The sequence below is a fragment of the Devosia sp. genome, from assembly GCF_030689745.1.
GTDB lineage: Bacteria > Pseudomonadota > Alphaproteobacteria > Rhizobiales > Devosiaceae > Devosia > Devosia alba.
On record NZ_JAUYGL010000153.1, the window covers coordinates 1 to 25,711 of the forward strand.

The 25,711-nt window shown below is 62.5% G+C and carries 28 protein-coding genes; 15 read left to right on the forward strand and 13 right to left on the reverse strand.

Features of this window, described 5'->3' with window-relative positions; all coding sequences use genetic code 11:
* Nucleotides 1-519 (reverse strand): NAD-dependent epimerase/dehydratase family protein (locus Q8O80_RS13430; RefSeq protein WP_305580037.1); only part of this gene is annotated, 519 nt, incomplete at its 3' end.
* 98 nt (nt 520-617) lie between these two features.
* Between Q8O80_RS13430 and galU the strand changes: the two genes are divergently transcribed.
* Nucleotides 618-1,502: a UTP--glucose-1-phosphate uridylyltransferase GalU gene (gene galU, locus Q8O80_RS13435; protein WP_305580040.1), complete on the forward strand. Its 885-nt coding sequence runs from the start codon at nt 618-620 to the stop codon at nt 1,500-1,502.
* Nucleotides 1,503-1,505: 3 nt separating this feature from the next.
* Here galU and Q8O80_RS13440 read toward each other — a convergent pair whose 3' ends face one another.
* The 3 genes from Q8O80_RS13440 to Q8O80_RS13450 all read right to left on the reverse strand — a co-directional run bounded on the left by Q8O80_RS13440 (nt 1,506) and on the right by Q8O80_RS13450 (nt 4,332).
* Entirely contained in the window at nt 1,506-2,786 is a 1,281-nt protein-coding gene (locus tag Q8O80_RS13440; protein ID WP_305580042.1) for an outer membrane beta-barrel protein, read from the reverse strand.
* A 115-nt stretch (nt 2,787-2,901) separates the two neighbouring features.
* Nucleotides 2,902-3,354 (reverse strand): NfeD family protein, encoded by a 453-nt coding sequence (locus Q8O80_RS13445; RefSeq protein ID WP_305580044.1) that lies wholly within the window; start codon nt 3,352-3,354, stop codon nt 2,902-2,904.
* Between the two features lie 12 nt (nt 3,355-3,366).
* Nucleotides 3,367-4,332, reverse strand: coding sequence for an SPFH domain-containing protein (locus Q8O80_RS13450; RefSeq protein WP_305580091.1), 966 nt, complete (start codon nt 4,330-4,332; stop codon nt 3,367-3,369).
* 156 nt (nt 4,333-4,488) lie between these two features.
* On the opposite strand from Q8O80_RS13450, the gene Q8O80_RS13455 reads away from it, so the two are divergent.
* A complete protein-coding gene (locus Q8O80_RS13455; RefSeq protein WP_305580046.1) occupies nt 4,489-5,340 on the forward strand; it encodes a Ku protein in 852 nt (283 codons plus the stop codon).
* Nucleotides 5,341-5,345: 5 nt separating this feature from the next.
* Nucleotides 5,346-7,961 carry a DNA ligase D gene (ligD, locus tag Q8O80_RS13460; protein WP_305580048.1) on the forward strand — a complete coding sequence of 872 codons (2,616 nt, stop codon included), beginning with the start codon at nt 5,346-5,348 and terminating at the stop codon, nt 7,959-7,961.
* On the opposite strand, the gene modB is transcribed toward ligD, so the two are convergent.
* The 4 genes from modB to eda all read right to left on the reverse strand — a co-directional run bounded on the left by modB (nt 7,958) and on the right by eda (nt 10,562).
* A complete protein-coding gene (modB, locus tag Q8O80_RS13465; RefSeq protein WP_305580093.1) occupies nt 7,958-8,596 on the reverse strand; it encodes a molybdate ABC transporter permease subunit in 639 nt (212 codons plus the stop codon). The two genes, ligD and modB, sit on opposite strands and share 4 nt — an antisense overlap.
* Nucleotides 8,597-8,751: 155 nt before the next feature.
* The gene (modA, locus tag Q8O80_RS13470) at nt 8,752-9,486 is read right to left on the reverse strand and encodes a molybdate ABC transporter substrate-binding protein (protein WP_305580051.1); all 735 of its coding nucleotides are present in this window, start codon (nt 9,484-9,486) and stop codon (nt 8,752-8,754) included.
* Between the two features lie 65 nt (nt 9,487-9,551).
* Complete coding sequence (locus Q8O80_RS13475) at nt 9,552-9,914, reverse strand: winged helix-turn-helix domain-containing protein (RefSeq protein ID WP_305580053.1); 363 nt, start codon at nt 9,912-9,914, stop codon at nt 9,552-9,554.
* A 12-nt stretch (nt 9,915-9,926) separates the two neighbouring features.
* Nucleotides 9,927-10,562, reverse strand: a complete 636-nt coding sequence (eda, locus tag Q8O80_RS13480) for a bifunctional 4-hydroxy-2-oxoglutarate aldolase/2-dehydro-3-deoxy-phosphogluconate aldolase (RefSeq protein ID WP_305580055.1) — start codon at nt 10,560-10,562, stop codon at nt 9,927-9,929.
* A gap of 121 nt (nt 10,563-10,683) precedes the next feature.
* Between eda and nadA the strand changes: the two genes are divergently transcribed.
* Entirely contained in the window at nt 10,684-11,751 is a 1,068-nt protein-coding gene (gene nadA, locus Q8O80_RS13485) for a quinolinate synthase NadA (RefSeq protein WP_305580057.1), read from the forward strand.
* Here the strand turns inward: nadA and Q8O80_RS13490 are convergent.
* On the reverse strand, nt 11,748-12,200 hold the full coding sequence (locus Q8O80_RS13490) for a hypothetical protein (RefSeq protein ID WP_305580059.1): 453 nt from the start codon (nt 12,198-12,200) through the stop codon (nt 11,748-11,750). The two genes, nadA and Q8O80_RS13490, sit on opposite strands and share 4 nt — an antisense overlap.
* A gap of 74 nt (nt 12,201-12,274) precedes the next feature.
* On the opposite strand from Q8O80_RS13490, the gene Q8O80_RS13495 reads away from it, so the two are divergent.
* Nucleotides 12,275-13,861, forward strand: a complete 1,587-nt coding sequence (locus Q8O80_RS13495) for an L-aspartate oxidase (protein ID WP_305580061.1) — start codon at nt 12,275-12,277, stop codon at nt 13,859-13,861.
* On the opposite strand, the gene Q8O80_RS13500 is transcribed toward Q8O80_RS13495, so the two are convergent.
* On the reverse strand, nt 13,862-14,737 hold the full coding sequence (locus Q8O80_RS13500) for a cytochrome c (protein WP_305580063.1): 876 nt from the start codon (nt 14,735-14,737) through the stop codon (nt 13,862-13,864).
* A gap of 92 nt (nt 14,738-14,829) precedes the next feature.
* Nucleotides 14,830-15,810, reverse strand: a complete 981-nt coding sequence (locus Q8O80_RS13505; protein WP_305580065.1) for a PfkB family carbohydrate kinase — start codon at nt 15,808-15,810, stop codon at nt 14,830-14,832.
* Nucleotides 15,811-16,010: 200 nt separating this feature from the next.
* Here Q8O80_RS13505 and Q8O80_RS13510 point away from each other — a divergent pair, with 200 nt between their 5' ends.
* Together Q8O80_RS13510 and Q8O80_RS13515 are read left to right on the forward strand one after the other, a co-directional pair.
* Entirely contained in the window at nt 16,011-16,580 is a 570-nt protein-coding gene (locus tag Q8O80_RS13510; protein ID WP_305580067.1) for a TRAP transporter small permease subunit, read from the forward strand.
* Complete coding sequence (locus Q8O80_RS13515) at nt 16,577-17,968, forward strand: TRAP transporter large permease subunit (protein WP_305580069.1); 1,392 nt, start codon at nt 16,577-16,579, stop codon at nt 17,966-17,968. The genes Q8O80_RS13510 and Q8O80_RS13515 overlap by 4 nt, the downstream gene beginning before the upstream one ends.
* 63 nt (nt 17,969-18,031) lie before the next feature.
* Here Q8O80_RS13515 and Q8O80_RS13520 read toward each other — a convergent pair whose 3' ends face one another.
* Nucleotides 18,032-19,132 (reverse strand): TRAP transporter substrate-binding protein, encoded by a 1,101-nt coding sequence (locus Q8O80_RS13520; RefSeq protein WP_305580071.1) that lies wholly within the window; start codon nt 19,130-19,132, stop codon nt 18,032-18,034.
* A gap of 241 nt (nt 19,133-19,373) precedes the next feature.
* On the opposite strand from Q8O80_RS13520, the gene Q8O80_RS13525 reads away from it, so the two are divergent.
* From Q8O80_RS13525 to Q8O80_RS13535, 3 genes are read left to right on the forward strand one after another with little or no spacing between them, the layout of a single operon-like run.
* On the forward strand, nt 19,374-19,766 hold the full coding sequence (locus tag Q8O80_RS13525) for a hypothetical protein (protein ID WP_305580073.1): 393 nt from the start codon (nt 19,374-19,376) through the stop codon (nt 19,764-19,766).
* A 15-nt stretch (nt 19,767-19,781) separates the two neighbouring features.
* Nucleotides 19,782-20,288: a sigma-70 family RNA polymerase sigma factor gene (locus tag Q8O80_RS13530; protein WP_305580075.1), complete on the forward strand. Its 507-nt coding sequence runs from the start codon at nt 19,782-19,784 to the stop codon at nt 20,286-20,288.
* On the forward strand, nt 20,285-21,085 hold the full coding sequence (locus tag Q8O80_RS13535; RefSeq protein WP_305580077.1) for an anti-sigma factor: 801 nt from the start codon (nt 20,285-20,287) through the stop codon (nt 21,083-21,085). Before Q8O80_RS13530 ends, Q8O80_RS13535 begins: the two co-directional genes overlap by 4 nt.
* Here Q8O80_RS13535 and Q8O80_RS13540 read toward each other — a convergent pair.
* Nucleotides 21,082-22,263 (reverse strand): alpha-hydroxy acid oxidase, encoded by a 1,182-nt coding sequence (locus tag Q8O80_RS13540; protein WP_305580079.1) that lies wholly within the window; start codon nt 22,261-22,263, stop codon nt 21,082-21,084. The two genes, Q8O80_RS13535 and Q8O80_RS13540, sit on opposite strands and share 4 nt — an antisense overlap.
* Nucleotides 22,264-22,787: 524 nt before the next feature.
* On the opposite strand from Q8O80_RS13540, the gene Q8O80_RS13545 reads away from it, so the two are divergent.
* The 5 genes from Q8O80_RS13545 to Q8O80_RS13565 all read left to right on the forward strand — a co-directional run.
* Nucleotides 22,788-23,081, forward strand: coding sequence for a helix-turn-helix transcriptional regulator (locus Q8O80_RS13545; RefSeq protein WP_305580081.1), 294 nt, complete (start codon nt 22,788-22,790; stop codon nt 23,079-23,081).
* Complete coding sequence (locus tag Q8O80_RS13550) at nt 23,066-23,233, forward strand: LuxR C-terminal-related transcriptional regulator (protein WP_305580083.1); 168 nt, start codon at nt 23,066-23,068, stop codon at nt 23,231-23,233. The genes Q8O80_RS13545 and Q8O80_RS13550 overlap by 16 nt, the downstream gene beginning before the upstream one ends.
* A gap of 67 nt (nt 23,234-23,300) precedes the next feature.
* Nucleotides 23,301-24,272, forward strand: coding sequence for a hypothetical protein (locus Q8O80_RS13555; RefSeq protein ID WP_305580085.1), 972 nt, complete (start codon nt 23,301-23,303; stop codon nt 24,270-24,272).
* A gap of 125 nt (nt 24,273-24,397) precedes the next feature.
* On the forward strand, nt 24,398-25,312 hold the full coding sequence (locus tag Q8O80_RS13560) for an SMP-30/gluconolactonase/LRE family protein (RefSeq protein WP_305580087.1): 915 nt from the start codon (nt 24,398-24,400) through the stop codon (nt 25,310-25,312).
* Between the two features lie 70 nt (nt 25,313-25,382).
* Nucleotides 25,383-25,711, forward strand: a 329-nt coding sequence (locus Q8O80_RS13565; RefSeq protein WP_305580089.1) for a PAS domain-containing protein, incomplete at its 3' end; no start/stop codon positions are given.

The following is a 25,711-nucleotide window of genomic DNA, read 5'->3' on the forward strand; positions in this document are numbered from 1 at the left end:
GCCGGCGACGTTGAAGTAGCGCAGCGCGCCATAGGTCAGCGGGTGCGCGGCGGCGACGTCGGCCAGCATCAGCTCGGTCATCAGCTTGGAGCGGCCATAGGGCGACATTGGATTGAGCGCCGTCGTCTCGACCACGGGCGCCAGGCCGGTCATGCCATAGACGGCGGCGGTAGACGAAAAGATGAAATGCTTGACCCCACCCTTGACCGCAGCCTCAAGCAGGCTGCGCGAAGTGGCTGTGTTGTTGCCGTAGTATTTGAGCGGATTGCTCACCGATTCCGGCACCACAATGGAGCCCGCGAAATGCACGATCTCGGTGATTGCGTGTTTCTGAATCAATCCTACAACAAAATCGACATCGCCCGCATCGCCCTCTTCCAGCACCGCGCGACCATCGATTGCCCAATCAAAGCCTGTCGTCAGATTGTCGAGCACGACGACCGTTTCGCCAGCATCGGCAAGGCTCAACACCATGTGACTGCCAATGTAGCCTGCGCCCCCCGTGACCAATACCGTCATCCAATTAGCTCCCTGCAATTGCAACGAAAATTTCGCTCGTGATATTATAGAAGCGTTGCGATAGCTTTACCTCCAGTTACAGCACGGAGAGATAACTTTTGTCCAAGCGCGTCAGAACAGCCGTTTTTCCCGTAGCCGGTCTTGGCACGCGTTTCCTGCCTGCCACCAAGGCCCTGCCCAAGGAAATGCTGACCGTTGTTGACCGACCGCTGATTCAATACGCCGTCGATGAGGCGCGCGAGGCCGGCATCGAGCACTTCATTTTCGTCACTGGTCGCAACAAGGGCGTGATCGAGGATCATTTCGACCGGCAGTTTGAGCTCGAGACCACGCTCGAGCTGCGCGGCAAGACCGCAGCACTCGAAGAACTGCGCAAGGATCTGCCCTCGGCTGGCCACACCAGCTTCACCCGCCAACAGGAGCCACTCGGTCTGGGGCACGCCGTGTGGTGCGCCCGTGACATTGTGGGGAACAATCCGTTTGCGCTCTTGTTGCCCGACATGCTGTTCAAGGGTGAACCCGGCGTGCTCAAGCAGATGATGGACGCCTATGAAGAAACCGGCGGCAATGTCATCGCCGTTGAGGAAGTGCCCGAGCAGGATGTCTCGTCCTATGGCATTATTGCGCGCGGCGCAGGTCCCGACACCGGCTTTGCCATCACCGAGATGGTGGAGAAGCCCAAACGGGAGGACGCCCCGTCCAATTTGATCATCTCGGGCCGCTATATCTTGCAGCCGGAAATCTTCCACCTGCTGGCAGACCAGCCGCGCGGTGCCGGTGGCGAGATCCAACTGACCGACGCCATGCAGACCCTGATGCACCACCAGCCATTTACCGGGGTCAAGTATCAGGGCCAGAGCTTTGATTGCGGCAGCAAGATCGGCTTTTTGACCGCCAATGTGGTCTACGCGCTCGATCGCGCCGATATTCGGGACGGCTTCATCAAGGAACTGCACAAGCTCGACCTTGGCGTCCAGCTGTAGCGGCTAACGCGCCAGTGTGATGCCAAGTGTCATCTGGTGGGCGTCTTGCACACCACTGGCCGAGCTCTCGGACTGATCGAAATTGTAGTCCGCCGTGACTGCGGTGTGGGCGTTTACCTTGTAGTCACTGCCCACCCCCAGGCCATAGCCGCTCTCGGTGCCGCCGCTGCCAATAAAGCTGGCCTGGCTCCAATCGGCCAGGGCCCGCAAGGCCAGCCATGAATTGACCGTATAGGCGACGGCGGCATTGGCACCATAGCCGATGCGGGTCGACCCTGACCCGGAGGGGCCAGGCGGCGCCACGGTAGTTGAAATCCCGCCCGTCACCCGCAGGGTCGGATTGGGTGTAAAGCTGAGCTGCGCGTCATAGATCTGGGTGCGGACTTCGCCCAGGCTGGCCTCATCGAAGCGCCGAAGGACAACACCTGTAGACGCGGTTGCTTCGAGAATGCCATGCCATCGTCCCGTGACCCCACCCTCCAGCGTGGCGGTCGTGGCGTCGGGTTTGAAACCGAGCGCTGTGGACGGCAGGTCGAACAAATCGCGCCCGACTCCAGCCCTGCCGAACACTTCAAAGATCGGCGTGATCTGGAAACCCACCCGCAATCCGGCATCGAGCGCCCAGGCATTCTCTTCGCTATTGTCGACAACCGCCCCATTGGTGAGGGTTGTGGTGCCATAGACATTGCGTTCAGCAGCGCCCGTCACACCGATATTGAATTTGCCGAATTGTCGCGTCACACCCAGATTGCCGCCGCCGCTGATTGTCTGGGGCGCTATGGCAACGTTACTGGCCACCCCCGGCATACCGGCCACCGCCCGCGTCACAGAGAAGCGGCCACCGCCGGTCAGTTCGGTATTGTTATCCAGGGCATAGTCAACCGCACCCGACAGGCGTAGGGCACTGACATCGATCTTGTCTTGGTTCGGGCGCACAATCTCGGCGTCGCCGGTCGCCTTGACGGTTGATCGAGCACCGGTGTGGTCCAGTGCCACCGATGGCACCATCAGGACATCAAAGCGCTCGCCACGACTGCCCTTGATATAGCTGCCGCGCAGCGCCACCGACCAGTCGACATCAAAAAACGGATTATCAGGTTCGCGGAGCCAGTCGCCATTGGTGAGCACCGGGTCCGCCGGATAGATACCGGGGACCAGCCGATCATTATCGGTACCCGATCCATCCCATGTGCGCAGGTCCGATTGCGCCATGACCGGCATAACCAGGCACAGGGTGCCCAACACCCCTGCTCGCCAGATCAATTGCCGCTTTCGCCAGGACATATATCGCTCCGCTGGCCAATAGAGACAATCGGCATGCCGATTTTGACCTGCGGACAGCCCGATCCGAGGTCCGGCGATCCTTCCATCTTATAGTTAACGAAGCTTTGCCAAGCGCTTAGAACACCGGCTCGACTTTGAGAACAGCGCCCTCACTACCGACGATACGCACTGCCTGCCCGGCTGGCAGATCGGGCCCCGACACCCGCCAGACCGTATCCCCCAGCACTACCCGGCCAAAGCCCTGCTCAATGGCCTGCTCCAGCACCGTTTCGTGACCGATGAAGTGCTCGGCCCGGCGGTTGAGATAGGGGCGATCAGACCGCGCAGGCCGGCGGCGGTTCCATTGCACCCAGCCAGTGATCGTCAGCAGCGACAGCACGCCAAAAATCAACCATTGCAACGCCCAGGGCATGGGCTGAACCATGGTAAGCAACCCGACCGCAATGCCCGAAATGCCCATCCACAACAGGAAACCGCCCGGCACCACCAGTTCCAGCGCCAACAAGATCAACCCGGCGACAAGCCAGGACCAATGCCCGTTGGTGGCAACAAAATCGACGATCTGCATGGCAGCCTCCGGCTAGGATTGCCCGGCCGAAGGCGGACGGGCCGACCTGGGTGTTGTCGGCGCTGCTCCACCAAATGTCTCCTTGGCAATCTCGGCAATGCCGCCGATTGCCCCGATCACACTGGCCGCTTCGATCGGCAGCATGAGCAGCTTCTGGTTTGGCGATTTGGCGATCGATTCAAGCGCCTTGATGTAATTATTGGCCACGAAGTAGTTGATCGCCTGCACGCTGCCGGCGGCAATGGCCTCACTCACCACCTGGGTCGCCTTGGCCTCCGCCTCAGCGGAGCGCTCGCGCGCCTCGGCATCGCGGAACGCGGCCTCCTTGCGGCCTTCGGCCTCAAGCACCTGCGCCTGCTTGGCGCCCTCGGCCTGCAGGATTGCACTCTGCCGACGGCCCTCGGCTTCCAGAATGGCCGCCCGCTTTTCACGCTCGGCCTTCATCTGCCGCCCCATCGAGTCCACCAGGTCCTTGGGCGGATCGATATCCTTGATCTCGATGCGGGTGATTTTGACACCCCAGGGCGAGACAGCAGCGTCCACCACATGCAGCAGCCGCTGGTTGATCTCGTCACGATTGGACAGCAGCTCATCGAGATCCATCGACCCCATCACCGTACGGATATTGGTCATGGTCAGGTTGAGAATGGCGTTCTCCAGATCGGACACCTCATAGGCCGCCGCCGCCGCATCCAGAATTTGATAGAAGGTCACGCCATTGGCGGTGATCGAGGCATTGTCGCGCGTGATCACCTCCTGATGCGGCACGTCGAGCACCTGTTCCATGACGTTGATGCGCTTGCCGATGGCATCAATGAACGGCACGATCAGATTGAGGCCCGGCCTGAGGGTCCTGGTGTATTTGCCAAACCGCTCAACGGTAAAATTGTGGCCTTGCGGCACAGTCTTGGCCCCCGCAAACAGTACCAGCAGCGCCAGAATGCCCAGCGCGATCAGCGTCAAGCTGAGCCCGTCCAGCGGAAAACCGTCAAATGTGCCCATCGCCAATTCTCCCATGATTTCGATTGTCCGACACTAGGCACCTGCCCAGCCCAACGCAACGTCGTCCTTGGCGGAACAAAGCCTTGTTGGGAGTCGTTAAGTTGCCGAGTCCGTCAGTTCAGCGAGCCCGCCATGCCAGCGTCACGCCCCATCTGGAAAGGCCAGTTACGCCTCTCCCTCGTCTCGATTGCCGTTGAACTCTACACGGCGACCAAAGCCAGTACCAAACCCAGTTTCCGCCAGATTCATGAACCAACCGGCAAGCCTGTACGCTACGAAAAAGTAGTGGCCGGCGTTGGTCCCGTTGACAAGGACGAGATCATGAAGGGCTTTGAGTACGAGAAGGGCGACTATGTCCTGCTGACCAATGACGAGATTGATGCAGTCAAGCTTGAGACTCGCAAGACCCTTGAATTGACCCAGTTTGTCGGCGCCTGCGAGATTGATCCGATCTATTTCGACAAGCCCTATTTCGTCGTCCCGGCTGATGATCTGGCCGAAGATGCTTTTCGGGTGATCCGCGATGCCCTGCGCGCCAGCGAGAAGGTCGGACTCGGCCAATTGGCGCTGCGCGGCAAGGAATATCTCGTTGCAGTCAAGCCGACTGGCACCGGCCTGCTGCTTGAGACGCTGCATTACGAGGCCGAGATCCGCAAATCCGATCCATTCTTCTCGGAAATCTCGGCCAAGAAGGCTGACCCGGAACTGCTCGAGGTGGCCACCGCGCTGATCGAGAAGAAGACCGCGCCCTTCGATGCTGGGGTGTTCAAGGATCACTATCAATCCGCCCTGCGGGAGCTGATCGCGCGCAAACTCAAATCCAAGGGCAGGAAGATCTCCACCAAGGACGAGCCGGAAGAAGCCCAGCCGAGCGGCTCCAATGTGGTCAACTTGATGGCGGCGCTGAAATCCAGCCTGGAAAGCAGTTCCGGCAGCAGGAAAAAAGCACCGGCCAAGCCAGCCCCGCGCAAGAAGGCGAGCTAGAGACTATGGCGAGTGCAGCCGACGCCCTGCTCAAGGATTATCAGGCCAAGCGCGACTTCACCAAGACGCAGGAGCCTTCGGGCGAGGACGCCGCGCAGGCCGGCGGCAAGAGCTTCGTGGTGCAAAAGCATGACGCCACACGGCTGCATTTCGACTTCCGCATCGAACTCGACGGCGTGCTCAAGAGCTGGGCCGTCACCAAGGGTCCCTCAGACAATCCTGCCGACAAGCGGCTGGCGGTGCGGGTGGAGGATCACCCGATTGACTATGGCAGCTTTGAAGGCACCATCCCTAAGGATGAATATGGCGGCGGCACGGTAATGCTCTGGGATCAGGGCACCTGGGAGCCGATTGGCGACCCCCATCAGGGGCTCGCTAGCGGCGACCTCAAGATGCGGCTGCATGGCAAACGCCTGCGAGGCGAGTGGGTGCTGGTGCACATGAAGGGCCGCGACACCAAGCGCAAAACCGGCCCCGACCGCGAGAACTGGCTGCTGATCAAGCACCGGGACAAATACGCCAGGGACGAGGAGACCCTGGTCCCCCGCTTCACCACATCCGTCTCGACCGGCCGCGACATGGCCGGCATCGCCAAAGGGCTCAAGCCCAAGAAGCAAACCCGGACCAAGCCTGACGCTGTCTGGCATTCCGATCCCGCCAAGGCCGTCGACAATCCCGTGCCGGCCAAAGCCAAACGCGGTGCCAAAACCAGCGGCGTCCTGCCGACATTCCGCCCCCTGCAACTGGCCACGCTGGTGAGCGAGGTGCCCGAGGATCGCGGCTGGGTGTTCGAGATGAAATATGACGGCTATCGCTGCCAGGCCGCTATCGCCGGCGATCAGGTGCGCCTCTATACCCGGACCGGCAAGGACTGGACCGAGCAGTTTGCCGCCATCGTGCCCCCGCTCACCCGCATCACCAAAGGCAGCGCGCTGATCGATGGCGAGCTGTGCGCCTTTGACGGCAAGGGCCGTGCCGATTTTTCTACCCTCAAGGACCACCTCTCCAGTGGCGGCCCGCTCAGCTTCTTTGCCTTTGACCTGCTTGAACAGGACGGCGAAGACCTTACGGGGCTTAAGCTCACCGAGCGCAAGGACCGTCTCGAAACCCTGCTGGGCAAGATCGACAGCTCGTCTCTGGTGCAGTTTTCTGCCCACGTTACCGGCAATGGCCAGAAGGTGTTCGACGCCATCTGCCGCGAAGGTCATGAGGGCATCATCGCCAAGCAGGCTGACGCACCCTATCGCGGGGAGCGCAATCGCAGCTGGCTCAAGATCAAATGCACCCGCCGTCAGGAATTTGTCATTGCCGGCTGGTCACCATCAACCAAGAAGCGGTCTTTCGCCTCCTTGCTGCTGGGCACCTGGGAGGATGGCAAGCTGATCTATCGGGGCCGCGTTGGCACCGGCTTTACCGTCGATCAGGCCGACTCCCTGCAGGCCCGACTCGACGCCCGCGCCCGCAAGACCAGCCCCTTTGTCGACGTCCCCAAGACGATCGCCCGGACGGCCCGCTGGGTCACGCCCGAACTGGTCGCCGAGATCGGCTACGCCGAATTCACCCCGGACGGCATTCTGCGCCATCCTTCCTTTCTCGGCCTGCGCGAGGACAAGCCTGCCGCAGACGTCGCGCTGGAGCAGCCCGTCGCGGAGGACGTCGATGCCCAGCCCAAATCCAAATCCAAGTCCGAGTTTGGTCTCCTGACTGACGAGGCCGGCATGGCCGCCGCGGAGGCCGCCGGCATCAAGCTGACCAGCCCCGATCGGGTGATCTATCCCGGCCAGGGCGTGACCAAGGCCAATCTGGTGGCCTATTATGCTGCCGTCGCCGACCGCATGCTGCCCTACGCCGCCAACCGCCCGCTCAGCCTGCTGCGCTGTCCGCAGGGGCGCGCCAAGTACTGCTTCTTCCAGAAGCACGACACCGGGGGCTTTCCCGATGCCATGAAGTCCCTGCTGGTCACCGAAAAGGACGGCGGCGAGGAAGACTATTTCTATATCGACAACCTGGCCGGGCTGATCGCTGGCACCCAGATGAACGTGCTGGAATGGCACCTCTGGGGCGCCCGCACCAAGGACATCGAAAAACCCGAGCGGATTATCTTCGACATCGATCCCGATGAAGGACTGGGCTTTGCCGAGGTGCGCGCCGCTGCCAGCGATATTCGCGACGTGCTCGACGCTCTTGGCCTTAAAAGCTATCCGCTGGTCTCGGGTGGCAAAGGCGTGCATGTCATCGCGCCACTCACCCCAAGGGTCGAGTGGCCCACGGTCAAGGCCTTCTGCAAAAACCTGGCGCAGCGGATGGCTGACGATCAGCCGGACCGCTATGTCGCCACCATGAGCAAGGCCAAGCGCAAGGGCAAATTGTTTATCGATTACCTGCGCAATGAACGCGGCTCAACCGCCATCGCACCCTGGTCCAGCCGCTCGCGAGAAGGTGCTCCTGCGGCCGTGCCGGTGAGTTGGGACGAGCTCAAGACCGTCAAGGCCGCCAACCAGTTCTCCCTTGCCATGGCTGCCGAACGCGCCAAGGCGCCCGACCCCTGGGCGGATTATTTCAAGCTCGATCAATCCATCACCAAGGCGATGCTCAAGGCCATTGGTGCGACAGCAGCCTAAGGCATGGGCACGTTGATGCGGCGGTCAATGGTCAACGTCACCGCGATCACCACGAAGGCGAAGACCACCATGCCGGCAGCGATGAGGTGCGCCTCACCCCATTGCAGACGCTCGACATAGTCATAGAGCGCGATAGCGATGACCTTGGTCTCGCCGGGAATGTTGCCGCCAATCATCAGCACAACGCCGAATTCGCCCACGGTATGGGCGAAGGTCATCACCCCACCGGTGATGTAGCCCGGCCGGGCCAGCGGCAGCGCCACGCGCCAGAAGCGCTGCCAGTTGCTGGCGCCAAGGCTCGACGCCACTTCGAGCGGATCATTGCCGATGGCGGCAAAGCCGTTCCGCAAGGGTTGCACCATGAACGGCAGTGAATAGAAAAACGAGCCTATCAGCAGGCCGGTGAACGAAAAGGCCAGCGTGCGCCCGCCCCAAAACCCGGCTAGCCAGCCACCCGGCCCGTTGGGGCCGAGCGCTATCAACAGATAGAAGCCAAGCACGGTGGGCGGCAACACCAGCGGCATGGCCACCACCGCCCCTACCAGCTCCCGATAGCGGCTTTTGCTACGCGCCAGCCACCAGGCGATCGGGGTGCCGGCCAGCAGCAGGACGATGGTATTGATGGCGGCCAGCATCAGCGTCAGGCGGACCGGCGTCCAAAGATCGGCAAAGCTCACGGTAGCTCCTTGCACGCTGCTATTGGTTTGGCCCCTGGGGCCGCTTCCGCCGGACGGCACCGCCCCCGCAATGGGGGGGCGCGTCCGCCGAGGCGGCAGCCAGAGACAAACCACTATTCGACGACGTAGCCTGCCGCCTCAATGACCGCAACAGCAGCATCGCTCCTGAGGAAGTCGATATAGGCGGTCGCCGCCGGATTGGCGTGGCCGGTCTTGAGCAGTACGGCATTCTGCCGGATAGGTTCGAACAACGCCGCCGGCACGATCCAGACGCGCGACTTGCCGACCACCTGGCTGGCCGCGACAAAGCCCAGCTCGGCATTGCCACTCTCGATGAACTGCAGCGTCTGGCTGATATTCTCGCCCGTAACCAGCTTGGGCGTGATGGCATCGGTGAGCCCGAGCGCCGCAAGGGCCTCGGTGGCGGCGCGGCCATAGGGCGCAGCGGCAGCATCGGCAATGGCGAGCTTGTCGAAGCCCCCCGCTTCCAGCACGGCTTTGCCATCGGCGAGGTCGAGCGTGGTGCTGTACAGCGCCAATGCGCCGATCGCATAGGTAAACACCGTGCCATCGACGCCAAAGCCTTCTTCCACCGCCTTGCTCGGACGCTCGTCGTCGGCGGCAAGGAACAGCTCGAACGGTGCCCCCTGGCTGATCTGATTATAGAGCTGGCCGGTGGCGCCAAAGCTGTAGCTGACATCATGGCCGCTCGCGGCCATAAAGAGCGGTGCCAGTTCTTCGGCGACCCTGGTGAAATTGGCAGCGACGGCGACATTGACGGTTTCGGCATGCACGGCACTGGTGAGCAACAGGCCCGCCAGTAGCGTGGTCAAAAGGGCGCGGGTCATCGAACGCTCCGATATGGCTTGGCATCCATATCGGTTGTGGCAAAGCCCGTCCGGAGGGGCAAGCGTTATTTCTGCAGCACCATATCGAGTTTCTGCCGAAGTGCGGCGACATCGCCGGCGATGGCCTGCCGCGTGCTGGCCTGCATGGCGCGATAGCGTTCAAGCACCATTTGGCCAGCCTCGGTCAATTGGGCACCACCCTGATGGGCACCACCGCGACTGGAGTCCACCAGAGCCACCCCGAACCCGCCATTGAGCGCCTGCACCAGGCTCCAGGCGCGCTTGTAGCTCATGCCCATGGCTTTGCCGGCCGCCGAAATCGAGCCGGTGCTGGCGATCAGTTCGAGCAGGTCGGCACGACCCGGACCGATATAGGCCGTCTCGCTCAGGGTGATCCTGAGATGGGTGAGGCCGTCATCGGGGATCATGGTCACATCCGGTCAGCCCCGCAACTGGCTGGCTTCGCGGGCCAGCGTTTCAATACGGGCCCAATCATTGGTCGCCAGCGCATCGGCCGGCATGATCCATGAGCCGCCCACGCAGATGACATTGGACAGGCCCAGATAGACCTTCGCCTTGGCCGCATCGATGCCACCGGTCGGGCAGAATGTGATGTCGGCCAGCGGCGAGGCCAGTGCCTTGAGCACCGGTGCGCCGCCATTGGCTTCGGCCGGAAAGAACTTGAGGAACCCATAGCCGCGTTCTGAGGCGGTCATCGCCTCACTGGGGGTGGCAATGCCGGGCAACAGCGGAATGCCGATATCATCGGCCGCATCCAGAATGCGCGGTGAAATGCCCGGAGAGACCATGAACCGGCAACCGGCATCGACCGACTGCCGCATATGCAGCGCGTTGCGCACTGTGCCCGACCCGACAATCGCGCCGGTGACCTTGGCCATTTCTTCCATGACCTTGAGCGCATTGGGTGTACGCAGCGTCACCTCCAGAATCGGCAGGCCGCCAGCCACCAGCGCTTCAGCCAATGGCCGCGCCTGACTGACATCATCGAGAATGATGACCGGCACCACAGGCGCCAGCGACAGGATGGAGCGAAGGGCGGCAGTATCTTGCGGCATTGGGGGCCTCTCAGCGATGGGATGGCCAAGGGTTAGGAGCTTGGCAAATTTCCTGCAACCCTGTTGATTGAAAAGCGCGCGAATAATCCCTAGGTTCCGCCACGGCCTCGGGAGGACATCCATGGTGCAGACAATCAACGCGATTACCCCACTCGCTGAGGCCCGCGTCATTCTTGCCGATCATTTCGACCTCAAATACTCCAAGGCCGTTGAGCGCGCGACGGCCAAGGTGTTTGAGCGGGTACGCGAAAAAATCCCCGAGATCGAATGGGCCTTCTATGCGCCGCTGATTTTCCAGATCAACCGGCTCAAGGCGGAGAAGGATGCGATCATCCTCGCCCATAATTACCAGACCCCGCAGATCTATCACGGCGTTGCCGACATTGTCGGCGACAGCCTGCAGCTGGCCATCGAGGCCACCAAGGTTCGCCAGCAGGTAATCGTGCAGTGCGGGGTGCACTTCATGGCTGAGACCTCAAAGCTGCTCAACCCTGACAAGACCGTACTCATTCCCGATAGCCGCGCCGGCTGCTCGCTGGCCGATTCGATTACTGTCGACGACGTCCTCGCCATGCGGGAAATGTATCCTGGCGTGCCGGTAGTGACCTATGTCAACACCTCCGCAGCAGTCAAAGCGGTCACCGATGTCTGCTGCACCTCCTCGAATGCGCTCGACATCGTCAACCGCGTCGATGGCGACACCGTCATCATGATCCCCGACCAGTATCTGGCCAAGAACACCGCCAAGAAAACCTCAAAGAAGATCATCACCTGGGCCGGCGCCTGCGAAGTGCACGAAACCTTCACCGCCGAAGACATTTCCGAACTGCGCCACGCCTATCCCACCGCCAAGATCATCGCCCACCCCGAATGCCCGCCCGAGGTGATCGACGCGGTAGACTTTGCCGGCTCAACCGCCGCCATGATTGACTGGGTCAAGACCACCCGCCCGGCCCGCGTCGTGATGGTCACCGAGTGCTCGATGTCCGACAATGTCGCCAGCGAAACCACCGGCGTCGACTTCCTGCGGGGCTGCAATATCTGCCCGCATATGAAGCGCATCAATCTCGAGAATGTGCTGTGGTCGCTGCACACCATGACCGAGGAGGTCACCGTGCCCGAAGAGATCATCCCCGCCGCGCGCCAGGCCGTCGAACGGATGATCGAGATGAGTCGCAAGGGCGACTAGGACCCCAGCACGCTCAGGCGACGGAAGGCCAGATGAGCCGCGCTGGGTTGGAACAACCCCTCGGCCGGCACCAGTAGACGCCCACTGGCATTGAGCCGCACCAGCACGGCGTAATCCAGCGCATCCGGATTGGGCACGACGATCCGGTAGTCATCCTCGATCAGAATCTGCCCCCGTCGAAAGGCCCGAGCCGCATGCTCTTCAAGCGCGATATAATTGTTGATCTGCAGCGGCCCGCCGACGTCGCGCGGCCTGATCGCCTCGACTGTGAGATGGGGGTGCAGCAGACCAATATCGGGCAGAAATTGTTCACCTGTCAGCGCACAGCGATAGCTATAGGCGCTGAGCACCAATCGATAGATCGCTTCATAAGCTTCGAGCGGCGCCGCCGCTGCAAAGCCGGTCTGGCGCTCTTCGCCCAACCCGTTGTCGTCAGTCGAACCAGCCATCGCCACAGCTCCGGTCTTGCTATGGCAAACACCTTACGGGCAATTGCGTAGTTTGAGAACCATCTGGAACCGCCATGACCATCATTGACAATACCCTCAATGCCGACGGCGCCCTGATCGTGGGTGCAGGCCTGGCCGGATTGTTCACCGCACTCAAGCTGGCGCCGCGACCGGTGACGGTATTGTCTCCCAAGCCGCTGGGCACGGGGGCCAGTTCGGCCTGGGCCCAGGGCGGCGTGGCCGCTGCGGTCGGCCAGGGCGACAGTTCGCACGCCCATGCCCTCGATACCGAAATGGCTGGCGCCGGCATTGTCGATCACGGCACCGCCGAAAGCGTCACCGCTGAAGCCGCCGCCCGCATTGCGGATCTGGCGCGCTGGGGTACGCCGTTTGATCGCGACGATTTCGGCAATTATGCGCTGGGCAAGGAAGCCGCCCACTCGGCCAACCGCATCGTCAAGGTTGAAGGTGACCGGGCGGGCTGGGCGATCATGCAGGCCATCATCGCCCAGGTGCGCCGCACCCCGTCCATTCGTGTGGTCGAGGGCATTACCGCGCTCAGCCTCGCCCGGGACAATGGCCGCATTGTCGGGGTGTTCTGCCGCAGGCTGGGTGACCGCTATTCTGAACCCATCTTCATTCGCGCGCGCGCCACCGTACTGGCCGCCGGCGGGCTGGGCGGGCTCTATGCTGTCACCACCAACCCGCCCGGCGTGCGCGGCCACGCCATGGGCATGGCCGCCCGAGCCGGCGCACAGATCGCCGACGCCGAATTCGTCCAGTTCCACCCCACCGCCATTGCCACCGGCGCCGACCCCGCCCCATTGGCCACCGAAGCCCTGCGCGGTGAGGGCGCCATTCTGGTCAATGATCTGGGCGAGCGCTTCATGCCCGCCATTCATCCCGATGCCGAGCTGGCGCCCCGCGACATTGTCGCCCGCGCCAATTTCCGGCAGATCCAGGCGGGCCGCAAGGTTTTCCTCGACACCCGACAGGTACTCGGCGCCGATATTCTCACCCGTTTTCCCACAGTGTCCCAATATTGTCTCGACGCCGGCATCGACCCGGTCGGCGGCTTGATCCCGGTCACCCCTGCAGCGCATTTCCATATGGGCGGCGTCGAGGTCGATGAGCGCGGGCGCTCGTCACTACCCGGGCTCTGGGTCTGTGGCGAGGCCAGCTGCACCGGACTGCATGGCGCCAACAGACTGGCCTCCAATTCCCTCCTGGAAGCCACCGTCTATGGCGCGCGCATCGCCGATGACATTGGCGGCCTCGAATCCGTACGCACTCTTGCCCCGTTCAAGGGGATTGAATGGGACGAAGTCGAAGGCGCCAAGGCCGAGGCCGTTCTGCGCGACCTGCCCGCCGTGCAGCAGTTACGCCGGGTAATGACCGATCTGGTCGGTGTCGAGCGTGATGCCAACGGGCTCAAGCAGGCACTGCGCCAGATCGCCCGGCTCGAGACCACGGCGGAACATGTCACCAGCGCATTCCTCAATATGACCACTTCGGCCACGCTGGTGGCGGCGGCCGCCCTCAAGCGCACTGAAAGCCGGGGCGGTCATTACCGCATCGATTTTCCCAAGGCCGAGCTGGGTTGGGAGCACCACACCAGCATGAACCTGCAAGAGGCACTGGCGATCCGCGCCGAAGCCTGACTACTCAGCCAGCAGATATTCCGCGATTGCCTGTCGATCTTCTCGAGTCCATTGCGACGTGCCCTCGGCAATCACCTCGCCCATCGCCGCGCCCAGCACATCAAAGCCGGGCGTGAAACCATCGGCCAGTGTCTGCGCCAGCGTCTCGACGTCATAGCCCTCTGCAAGTAGCGCCGCACGGGTTAGTGACGGCGCCTTGCCGCCGACGCCGCCCGGCGAGCCGGTCAGCGCCTGATCCCAGTCCAGCACCCCCAGCGCATTGCGCGGCGTGTGACAGGCGACACAATGGGCCGGGCCATAGGCAAGATATCTGCCACGATTATAGACGTCAGACTTGCCGGCCTCCGGCTCGAAACGTGCTGGCGCAAAGAACAGGTTTTTCCATCCCGCCATGGCCAGCCGGATATTGAAGGGAAAGCCGATATCGCTGGCTGGCGCGGCATCGTTCACCGGTTCAGTGGCCATCAGCGCCGCATAGAGATCGACGATCTCCTGATCACTCATCAGCGTATAATGCTCATAGGGAAACACAGGATAGAGATTGCCCTGCGGCCCCATGCCATTGCTCATCGCATCGTCGAACTGGGCAAGGGACCAGCCACCAATGCCGGCGGCCTTGTCGGAGGTGATGTTGGGCGGCACAAAGGTGCCGAACTGGGTCACAAGACCCGCACCACCCGACAGAAACGCCCGCCCGGCCTCGGCGTCTGTATGGCAGGCAACGCAGCCCCCCAGCCGGATCAGATAATTGCCGCGCGTAACGTCGCCGACCAGCGTCAGATCACGCCCGGGTCCGTTGACCGGCTTGAGCAGATAGACCGCCACGCCACCGCCAATGACAGCCAGCGCCGCCACCATCCAAAGCCAACGCCGCATCGTTCATCCCCTTAACCGACGCGGCAATACAAGCAGAGCCGGTCCGCCGAGGCAATCACTGGGTAATCAAGTGCTTGCGAGCCGGCCGGCAGCTAGGAGGCGTTCAACACCGCATCGACTTCTGCCCGGGTTGGCGGCTTGCACCCCTTGCGACCGCAATTGATGCCAGCCACCACGGCACCAAAGCGCAGCATTTCGGCCAGTGCCGTGTCATCCAGTGCTTTGAGGGGACCGGGCTTGAGCAGATCGCGTTCATGCAGCCAGGACAGAATGCCCGCCATCAGGCTGTCGCCGGCGCCCACCGTGTCGCCGAACACCGGCGGCGCATAAATGTTCGCCCGCGCGGTTCCTGCGGCAGTGAAAGCGCGTGAGCCCTGCTCACCCAACGTGATCACAACCAGTTCGCAATTGGGGCGGTCCAGCAGATCGGCGGCATGCTGTTCGATCGACCTGGTGCTATCGAGCTCCCGCAGGTCCTCGTCGGAAACCTTGATGAGATGGGCCAGATCGAGGAAAGTCGCCAGACGGGCTTTGTAGCCCGCGAAGTCGCCGACGACGCTGGGTCGCACATTGGGGTCAATCGAGATTGTCGCCCCCCGCGCCATCGCCGCCTTGACGATGTCGAGCCAGATGGCAGCCTCGTCCGGCTCGATCGGACAGAACCCGCCAATCTGATAGAGTTCGATAGCGTCTGGCAGAGCCGCAATCGCCGAGTTTGCCTCAATGGCCCCGTCGGCTTGTCGATAGAAACCATAGCGGGCATTGTGGTTGGCATCGAAATTGACAACCGCCAAGGTAGTATATTCTTGCACCCGTTCGGCCAGCAACGGCGTGACGCCAGCTTCATGCAGCGGGCCCAGCAGGTAGTCGCCAAAGGCGTCACGGGAAATTGGACACATGAAGCCGGTGTCGATTCCCAGCTTGGCCAGCGCGATGGCGCAGTTATACGAAGTGCCGCCCGGATGGGCTGTCATGACGATCTGGTTCTCACCATCACGCCCGATCAACTCGCCGCTCGGCAGCGCCACTTCGGCCTTGAGATCGATCAGACTTTCACCACCAACGACAAACATATAGGCCCCCTGCCGCCGCCATGACGCGGACCGCAGCGACATAGCATTCTTGCCAGCCATGTCACCAGCCACAAGCTGAATTTCCCATGGAAGGCCCCCAATGCTGTCGGCGTGGCGAGTGGATGCTGCGCAATCCATTGCGTTCGAGCCCAGAATGGGACAAAAACCCGCGGGGAGTCGTGGAGACTAGGGAGGACCAGTTGTTGCAATCACTTGCCTGGATCGTCAGCGCCATCAGCGCCATCAACCGAGCGGTGGGGGAAACCCTGTCCTGGTTGGCACTGGCCTGTGTGCTGGTCTGCTTCACCGTCGTCGTACAACGCTACGCCTTTGCCACAAGTACCTTGTGGATGCAGGACCTCTATGTTTGGCTCAGCGGCGCCATGTTCACCGGCGTTGCCGGGTTTGCCCTGCTGCGCGACGACCATGTTCGCGTCGATATTTTTTATCGCCCGGCTTCGCTGCGCCGCAAGGCCATGGCTGATCTGTTTGGCGTCGTGGCCTTCCTGTTCCCCTTCATGTTCGTCGTCATTGCCTATGGCTGGCCCGCCGTCGCGCGCTCCTGGAGCTATTATGAAGCTTCCAGCAATATCGGCGGCATGCCCGGCCTGTTCATTCTCAAGAGCTTCATCATCGTATTTGCCGTGCTGATCAGCCTGCAAGGACTGGCCATGGCCCTGCGCGCCATCCTGGTGCTGGCCGGACAGCAGGCGCTATTGCCTGAGCACTTGCGCTATGCGCGTGACGATGAAGCGGAGTCCAGCCTGTGAGCCAGATCCTGATCGGCGAAATTCTCGCCTGCCTGATGTTCATTGGCGTCATCGGCGTCCTGCTGATTGGCTTCCCGGTCGCCTTTTCCCTGGCCGGTACCGCACTGATTTTCGGCGTCATAGGCTGGTTGATGGGGGTCTATGATCCCTCCAATTACGGTTCACTGATCGGTCGTTACATCGGGCTGATGAGCAGCGAAACCCTGGTGGCGGTGCCCCTGTTTGTGTTCATGGGGGTGATGCTCGAACGCTCGGGCATTGCCGAGCGCCTGCTGCTCACCATGGGCAAGCTGTTTGGCAATCTGCGCGGCGGTCTGGGCATTTCCGTCGTCATCGTGGGCGCCATGCTCGCTGCCTCGACCGGTGTGGTCGGCGCCACCGTGGTCACCATGGGTCTGATCTCGCTGCCGGCCATGCTGCGCGCCGGCTATGACCCAAAGCTCGCCACCGGCGTCATCTGCGCCTCGGGCACGCTGGGCCAGATCATCCCGCCCTCGACCGTGCTGATCTTCATGGGTGACATGCTCTCGGGCATCAACGCCCAGGTTCAGATGGAAAAGGGCAACTTCGCGCCCGAACCTGTGTCGGTAGGGGCGCTGTTTGCCGGCGCCTTGCTGCCCGGCTTCCTGCTGGTCGGCCTCTACCTGGCCTGGGTTATCATCAAGGCCATCATCGATCCCAAGGCGGCGCCGGCCACCCCCGTGCCCCAGGACGAGAAAAAGGATCTGTTCCGCGAAGTCATGGTCGCACTGGTGCCGCCGCTATTGCTGATCATTGCCGTGCTCGGCTCGATCCTGGGCGGCATCGCCACCCCGACGGAAGCGGCTTCGGTCGGCTCGGTTGGCGCCATGGTGCTGGCCATTGCCAATCGCAAGTTCACGCTCTCGATTCTTCGCCAGGCGGTGGTTTCCACGGCGACGATCACGTCAATGGTGTTCATCATCCTGTTTGGCGCCGCCGTGTTCTCGGTGGTGTTCCGCATGATGGGCGGGGACAATCTGGTACACGCCTTCCTGTCCAACATGCCGGGCGGCGCCATCGGCGCCACCATCGTCGTGATGTTCATCATGTTCCTGCTCGGGTTCATTCTGGACACCTTTGAGATCATCTTCATCGTGATCCCGATCACCGCGCCGGTGCTGTTGACGCTGGGTGTCGACCCGATCTGGCTCGGTGTCATGGTGGGCGTGAACCTGCAGACCAGCTTCCTGACGCCGCCATTTGGCTTCGCCCTGTTCTACCTGCGGGGGGTGGCGCCGTCCGGCGTCAGTACCGCCATGATCTATCGCGGGGTGATCCCCTTCGTGATCCTGCAGATCATTGCGCTGATCATCCTGTTCGCCTTCCCGCAACTGGTTACCTGGCTGCCCGGCGCCATCTATCACTAGGCATTTCAGGCCAGCAAAAAGCCCGGGCGCGAGCCCGGGCTTTTCTGTGTCCGACGAAACGGATCAGTCGTACTTGATGTACTTTTCGCGGGCCACCAGGAACGGCGCATCGGTTCCCTCGGTCCGCTGCCGCAGCAGGTTGAAGGCGCTGATGAAGCTCTCGGCAGTTTCCTTGGTAAGCGCGTCGCCGCTTTCGCGGAGATCGGCAATCACTTCCATGGAAGCCTTGGCGCCGGCTTCCAGAATCTCGTCTGGGAAGCGACGCACCTGTACGCCGTGCTCATTCACCAGCGCATTGAGCGCGCGTGGATCATTGGCGTACATGTCGGAGGCGACATCGTCATATGATGCCTGGGCACAGATCGCGACCAGTTCCTGCAGATCGGGCGGCAACTCGGCCAGCTTGGACTTGGAAACCACCAGTTCGGTGGCCAGACCAGGCTCAACAAAGCTCGGGAAATAGTAGTTCTTGGCGACCTGATAGAAGCCCAGCGCCAGATCGTTGTAAGGACCAACGAATTCGGCGGCATCAAGAGTACCCGACTGCAGCGCCGCGAAGATATCGCCAGCGGCCAGATTGGTCACCGAAGCGCCCAGCTTGGCCCAGACCTGACCACCCAGACCCGGGGTCCGGAAGCGCAGGCCCTGCACATCGGCAACGCCGGTCAGTTCGTTCTTGAACCAGCCGCCTGCCTGGGTGCCGGTATCGCCCGACAGAAAGCCCTTCAGACCGAACTGATCATAGATCTTGTCCCACTGTTCCTGGCCGCCCAGATAGCGGACCCAGGAGGTCAGTTCGCGATTGGTCATGCCGAACGGCACGCCGGTAAAGAAGTTCAGGCCCTGGCTCTTGTTCTGCCAGTAATAGGCGGCGCCATGGCTCATTTCAGCCGAACCGTCGATCACCGCGTCAAGCGCCTGCAGGCCAGGCACCATTTCGCCGGCAGCAAACACCTGCACATTCAGACGACCGCCCGAAGCCACGGTGATGCGATCAGCCAGCTTCTGCGCGCCAACCCCCAGACCCGGGAAGTTCTTGGGCCAGGTGGTGACCATGCGCCAATTGATGACATCCTGCGCAATGGCCGGTGTCGCAAGCGTTGTCGCAGCAGCAGCACCGATTGTGGCAACCGATGCCGACTTGAAAAATTCGCGTCTTTTCATGCATTTTCTCCCTAGACCGCCCCCATTTTGCGGGCGATGCCGGTGTTGCTTGGACCCTCTCCCAGGCCGAACCCACCAGTTGGCCATAACAAAGCAAGCTCCTGCGGCCGTGTCCAGCCGCTAATGCTGCCGTGGAACAATACCGAGCAACAAATTTTCAGTATGGGCCGGACTAAATCGCCAGCGGGGGTGTTGATACAGGCGAGGGCCAATCCCGGCCCCACATCATGGAGGGACTTGAATGCACACCCGTTCGATACTGGCCGGCATGGTCGCCCTTGCCTGCCTCACCGCACCCGTCCTTGCCGCCGACTATCTTGGCGGCGCCGTCAAATCCACCGAGATCGCCGGCAAGATGGTGCTGACCGACGCCAATGGCATGACGCTGTACACCTTCGACAATGACAGCGCCGGCACCAGCAATTGCTACGACAGCTGCGCCGTCAAATGGCCACCGCTGATGGCAGAAGCCGGCGCCGCAGCCGATGGTGATTTCTCCGTTGTTGCCCGCACCGATGGCACCAGCATGTGGGCCTATAAGGGCGCCCCGCTCTATTACTGGCAGGAGGACATGCAGCCCGGCGATATCACCGGTGACGGCGTCGGCGGGGTCTGGCATCTTGCTGTCGAGTAAATGCCGGGCGGTCCAGTGAACGATTTCCTCGATCAGGTCGAAACCTGCGTGCCCGCCTTGCGGCGCTATGCAAGGGCGCTGACGCGCAATGCCGACCTGGCCGACGATCTGGTGCAGGACTGCCTTGAACGCGCCATTGCCAGGCGCGGGCTGTTCCGGCCCACCGGTTCCGTCCGCGCCTGGCTGTTCACCATCCTGCTCAATATCTATCGCAACAGCCGGCGTGCCGCTGGCCGGCGTGGCGAGACGGTCAACCTCGACAGTGTTGCCGAACCCGCCAGTCCGGCGCCCCAACCGGGTCATATCGCGCTGGCCGAACTGGCCCGGGCCATTGATGCCTTGCCCATTGAACAGAAGGAAGTCGTGCTGCTGATCGCTCTTGAAGGCCTGCCTTATGCCGAGGCCGCCACCATTCTTTCCATCCCGCTGGGCACGCTGATGAGCCGGCTGGGTCGGGCGCGCAGCGCGCTGCGCCTGGCCACCGGCGTCACTGCCGAACCTCATCTGAGGACGGTCAAATGAGCGCCGTCACCCATGACGATCTGATGGCCTATGCCGATGGGCAACTCGACCCCGGCAGGGTCGGCGCGGTGGAGGCCCATCTGGCGGCCAATCCCGATGCGGCAAGTGAGATTGCCCTGATGCGGCGCCAGTCTGACGCCCTGCATGCCCTGTTTGACCCGGTGGCCGCCGAGCCGGTGCCGGCGCGCCTGCGGGCCCGCCGCATTGCCGCCGCGCAGCGCCAGCGTCGCGGCCGGTCCTGGAGCTGGGCCGTGGCGGCCCTGGTGCTGCTCAGCCTTGGCGTGGGCGGCGGCTGGTTCGCCCGTCCGCTGTTTGAGGCACCCGCCGCCAGCGCCGTCCTGATCGCCGATGCGATCAATGCCCATACCGTGTTCGTCGCCGAGAACCGCCACGCCGTGGAAGTGGGCCGCGATGACAGCGCCCACCTTGCCAGCTGGCTCTCCAACCGTCTCGACACCACGCTGGGCCTGCCCGATCTCAGCGCCCAGGGCTTTGCCCTGGTGGGTGGTCGCCTGCTGCCGGGCGAGCCGCAGTTGGGAGGCCGGGCGGCGCAACTGATGTATGAGGACGCCGCCGGCGCGCGCATCACCATCTATGTGACCGCCGCATTGCCCGATCGCCAGCCCGCCGCCCAATTGGCCAGCCTGGACGGCGCCGAGGCGTTCTACTGGGCCAATGCCCGCATTACCTGCACCGTGGTCGGCACCCTGCCGGCCGAGCGCATGCAGGCCGTGTCGCAGGCGGTCTATGGGCAGCTCACGGACGGCGATGTCAGTGCCCCGCGCTATCGCAGCTAGCTCGCCAGCGGTGCATTGCGCGGCGGGATATCGTTGGAATAGATATTGTGCAGGCCGACATTGAGAATGTCGCGCTCGCCGCACAGCGCCATGGTGGTGTCGAGCTCCTTGGCCATGATGTCGAGCACCCGTGTCACCCCCGCCTCGCCGCCTGCGCCCAGACCATAGAGCATCGGGCGACCGATAAAGGTGCCCTTGGCGCCAAAGGCCAGTGCCTTGAGCACATCCTGGCCCGAGCGGATGCCGCTATCGAGATAGACCTCGGTCTTGTGGCCGACGCGCTCGACGATTTCCGGCAGCACGCGAATGGTCGAGGGGGCGCCATCGAGCTGACGGCCACCATGGTTGGAGACGATGATGGCATCGGCACCGTTATCGATCGCCGCCTGCGCGTCATCTGCATCAAGCACGCCCTTGACGATGACCGGCCCGCCAAAGCGCTTCTTGACCCAGGCGATATCGGCCCAGTTCAGCGTTGGATCGAACTGGCTGGCCGTCCATTGCGACAGCGAGGCCAGATCGTGGTCGCCCCCGACATGGCCGACAATATTGCGGAAGGTGTGGCGCCTGGTGCCCAGCATGCGGGCGCACCACAGCGGATGCGCCATCATCTGCAGCAGCGAACTGGCGGTGAACTTGGGCGGCGTGGACAGCCCGTTATGGATATCCTTGTGCCGCTGCCCCAGGATCTGCAGATCCATGGTCAGCACCAGCGCCGAGCATTTGGCCGCCTTGGCCCGGTCGATCAGCCGCTCGATGAAGCCACGATCACGCATGACATAGAGCTGGAACCAGAACGGGGCGCTGGTGTTCTCGGCAATGTCCTCGATGGAGCAGACAGCCATGGTCGAGAGCGTGAAGGGAATGCCGTATTTCTCGGCCGCCCTGGCCGCCTTGATCTCGCCATCGGCGATCTGCATGCCGCCGGTCGCGGCCGGCGCGATGGCGATGGGCATGGTGATCTGCTTGCCCAGCATGCTGGTCTTGAGGTTGCGCCCCTCAAGGTTCACCGCGACCTTCTGCTTGAGCTTGATCTTGTTGAAGTCGCTCTCATTGTCGCGATAGGTGCCCTCGGTATAGGAGCCGCTATCGGCGTAGTCGAAGAACATCTTGGGCACGCTGCGGCGCGCCCTGGTCTTCATTTCGTCGACGGTCAGAATCTTGTCGAGTGCGGCCATGCTGGGGCTCCAAATTTGCCTTGCCCTAGCAACTAACATGTTAGTCGTCAATGGACGTGCCAAGGCGCCGCCTGCAGCGCGGTTGCCGATAGACGGACGGACCCCGAGACGGCTTTCGCCTCTGGTAAGTTAAAATAGTGAGACGATTGCCGTCCCGGGACGCCGGTTTTTGGAACTGTACGGCGGCACGGGGATCGCTCGCCCCCACACGGCCGGACTGGAACCTGTGGAAGAGACGAACTTCCACCCGGCACACCCCACCACTGTTCGCCTGCAGGCCGCCCATGCGGGGTGATGGAGGCAGTATGGGGGTGGCCAGGAGGGGTGGGGACAAGTTTGTCAGGCGGCGCAATCGGGCAGGCGGGGAAGCGGTTTGCCGCGGCTCTGGCCCGGGGATGGCGCTGGGCCCGGGGCACCCATCCCGCCGTGCTGGCTCAATACTGCTATGTAATCGTACCAAGTTTTTCCCCTGACAACAAAAGGTTAGGCTGCAGCGCCGGCTGGGAGCGGGAGCGGAGGGGCGGATGACCAGCGGGGATGTCGTCAGCTTGACCCCGCGGGAGCGGGAAATCCTCGCCCTGATCGCCCGCGGCCATGACAGCCGCCAGATCGCCCTGAGCCTGGGCATTGCCTATTTCACCGTCCGCAAGCACCGCTCCAACATGCTGGGCAAGCTGGGGCTGTCCAGTGCCGCCCAGCTCGCCGCCTATGCTGCGGCGCATGCGCCGGACCCGGGTCGCGACCGCCGTTTGCCGCAAACTGGGCCAGTCTCAGTCCGCGCCAGCAACAGATTGCCGAGCATGTGGCGCGCGGCCTGACCAGCAAGCAGATTGCCCGTCTCGCCGGTATCAGCCCCCTAACCGTCCGCACGCACCGGCGCGCGATCTTCGCGCTGCTGCAGGTGCATTCGATAGCCGAACTGAGCGGCCTGCGCCTGGCCATGACCGAGATCAATACCCCATCGGAGTGATTCCAGCCGCCATCAGACAGGTGCACGCTGCTCAGGCGGCAATAAAGCTGCAGGAGAGGCAAGTATCATGGCAAGCAACACAATCATCGTGCAGATTGACCAGGACCAGCTGGTGGCCCAGAAAAACAACCAGTACAGTCTGTACCTGGCCAAGAAGGTGAACGGGGTCTTCACCGTCATCTGGCAATCAATGGGTCCGGTGGCAACGGTGAACACGCCGAGCTACCAATACAACAACATCTTCAACATTGCCCTGCCGTCCTACCAGGTGAACTACACCAATCAACCAATCGTGCAGGGCTCGGTGACCTTCACCTCCTCGGGCAAGGCCGTGGTGATGAATGTCGGACAGACCGTATCGCTCGACGCCAACGGCACCTTCGGAACCCCGGCCAACAATGGCACGGCGGGTGCGCTGATCGTCAACAATGCCCTGGCCGGCAATCCGCATGAGATCCTCAACGACGCATCGGGCAATCCGATCTTCGTCAACATCAACAGCGGCATGGATGTCGGCGCCGCCACGCTGACCCCGATCGAGGAATACCAGGTCTGGTTCGACAACTTCCAGCAGACCGGCACCATCATCGCGCACAATGTCAGCAATCCCGGCCTGGTCACCTTCGCCGGCACCGATGCAATGACCATCAGCTACAACAAGGCGGGCCTGTGGCAGGCCGGCCCCCTGGCCAGCACCGATCCGGCACTGGTCACCGCCATCCAGGCAGGCGATGTGATCGTGGCGGTACTGGTGGCGTTCAAATACGCGCTCACCACGGCGGCCGCGACCTACCTGCTCAAGAGCTTCATCGACAAGTTCGCCGGCAACCTGCACCCGACGGAAGTGACGACCAGTGCCGGCTCGTTCTCGCTGAAGGTGACTTTTGCCGGACCCACATCCTCCGATGCGGCCCTGCACACGCCCAACTTCGATGCTGCCGTCAACGCAGCACTCAACCTCGCCGTCGCCGACCCCACCTCCGATCTCCAGGGCGAATCCTGGAGCTTTGCGCCCTCGCAACTGACCGCCAGGGTCTAGAAAGACCTGGCACGGCACGGGCCCCCGGATCGAACCGGGGGCCTTTTCGTGGCGGCAAGATGTCCGGACCACACCTTGCCAGCGCAGCCGGTTTGGCGCCAAATGCGGCCTGTGGGAGAGACATCATGGCCACTGGCGGCGACGCGCTCGAATTCATCGACAAGAAATTCTACGACCTGACCATCGGCATTGCCGCACTTGAAGTGCTCTATGACGGCTGCCGCTGGGCCGAGGGGCCGGTCTGGTTCGGCGATGGCAATTTCCTGGTCTGGAGCGACATTCCCAACAATCGCATGCTCAAATGGGTGCCCGAACTCGGCGTCACCAGCTTCCGCACGCCATCCAACTACGTCAATGGCAATACCAGGGACCGCCAGGGGCGGCTGGTCTCCTGCTCACACGGCGCCCGCGCCGTGCTGCGCACCGAATGGGATGGCACCGTGACGACCCTGGTCGACCGCTATCAGGGCAAACGCCTCAATTCGCCCAATGACGTGGTGGTCAAGTCCGATGGCACCATCTGGTTCACCGACCCGCCCTACGGCATTCTCTCCGACTATGAGGGCTACAAGTCCGAGCAGGAGCAGGCGGGCTGTTTCGTCTATCGCTTCGATCCGGCCGATGCGTCGCTGACCGTGGTGGCCGACGACTTCGCCAAGCCCAATGGCCTTGCCTTCTCGCCCGACGAATCCGTGCTTTACGTCTCCGATACCGGCCAGAGCCACGACCCGGACTGGCCGACCCATATCCGCCAGTTCGATGTCAGCGGCTCAAGACTGAGCAATCCCAAGGTTTTTGCCGTAATCGATTCCGGCCTGCCAGACGGCTTCCGGCTCGATACCGAGGGCAATGTCTGGACCAGCGCCGGGCTGGGCGTGAATGTCTATGATCCGGCCGGTGCGCTGCTCGGGCGGATCAAGACCGGCGCCAAGACCAGCAATGTTACCTTTGGCGGGCCGAGGCGGAACCGGCTTTTCATCACCTGCAGCCAATATGTGATGGCCACCTATGTGAGCGCGACCGGGCTGCAGACCCCCTGAACCGTGGTCTGTCGGAGCGCGCGCCAACCTGCTATGGTTAGCGGGGCTGTGCAAGAACCGGAACAACCTATTGACCACCAAAGATGATGAGACGGCTTCGGTCGAGGAATTTCTCGACACACCCAATCTGGCCGATGCGCTGGAAAGCGACCGCTTCAAACAGTTTCTCGACCACGTGCCATTTGGCATTGCGGTGGCAGAACTGCACCCCCAGGAGCGGCTGGCCTATGCCAATACCGAGTTCGAGCGCCTGCTGGGCACGACCGCCGATCAGTTGCAGGGCAAGCCCTGGACGGTGCTCCCCCCCAGCGCCGTGGCGCGCGACAATGGCGAGCCCCTGAGCCAGGCCGTCGCCCTGCGGGACGACTATATCGGCACGTTTCTGATCCAGCCTGAAGA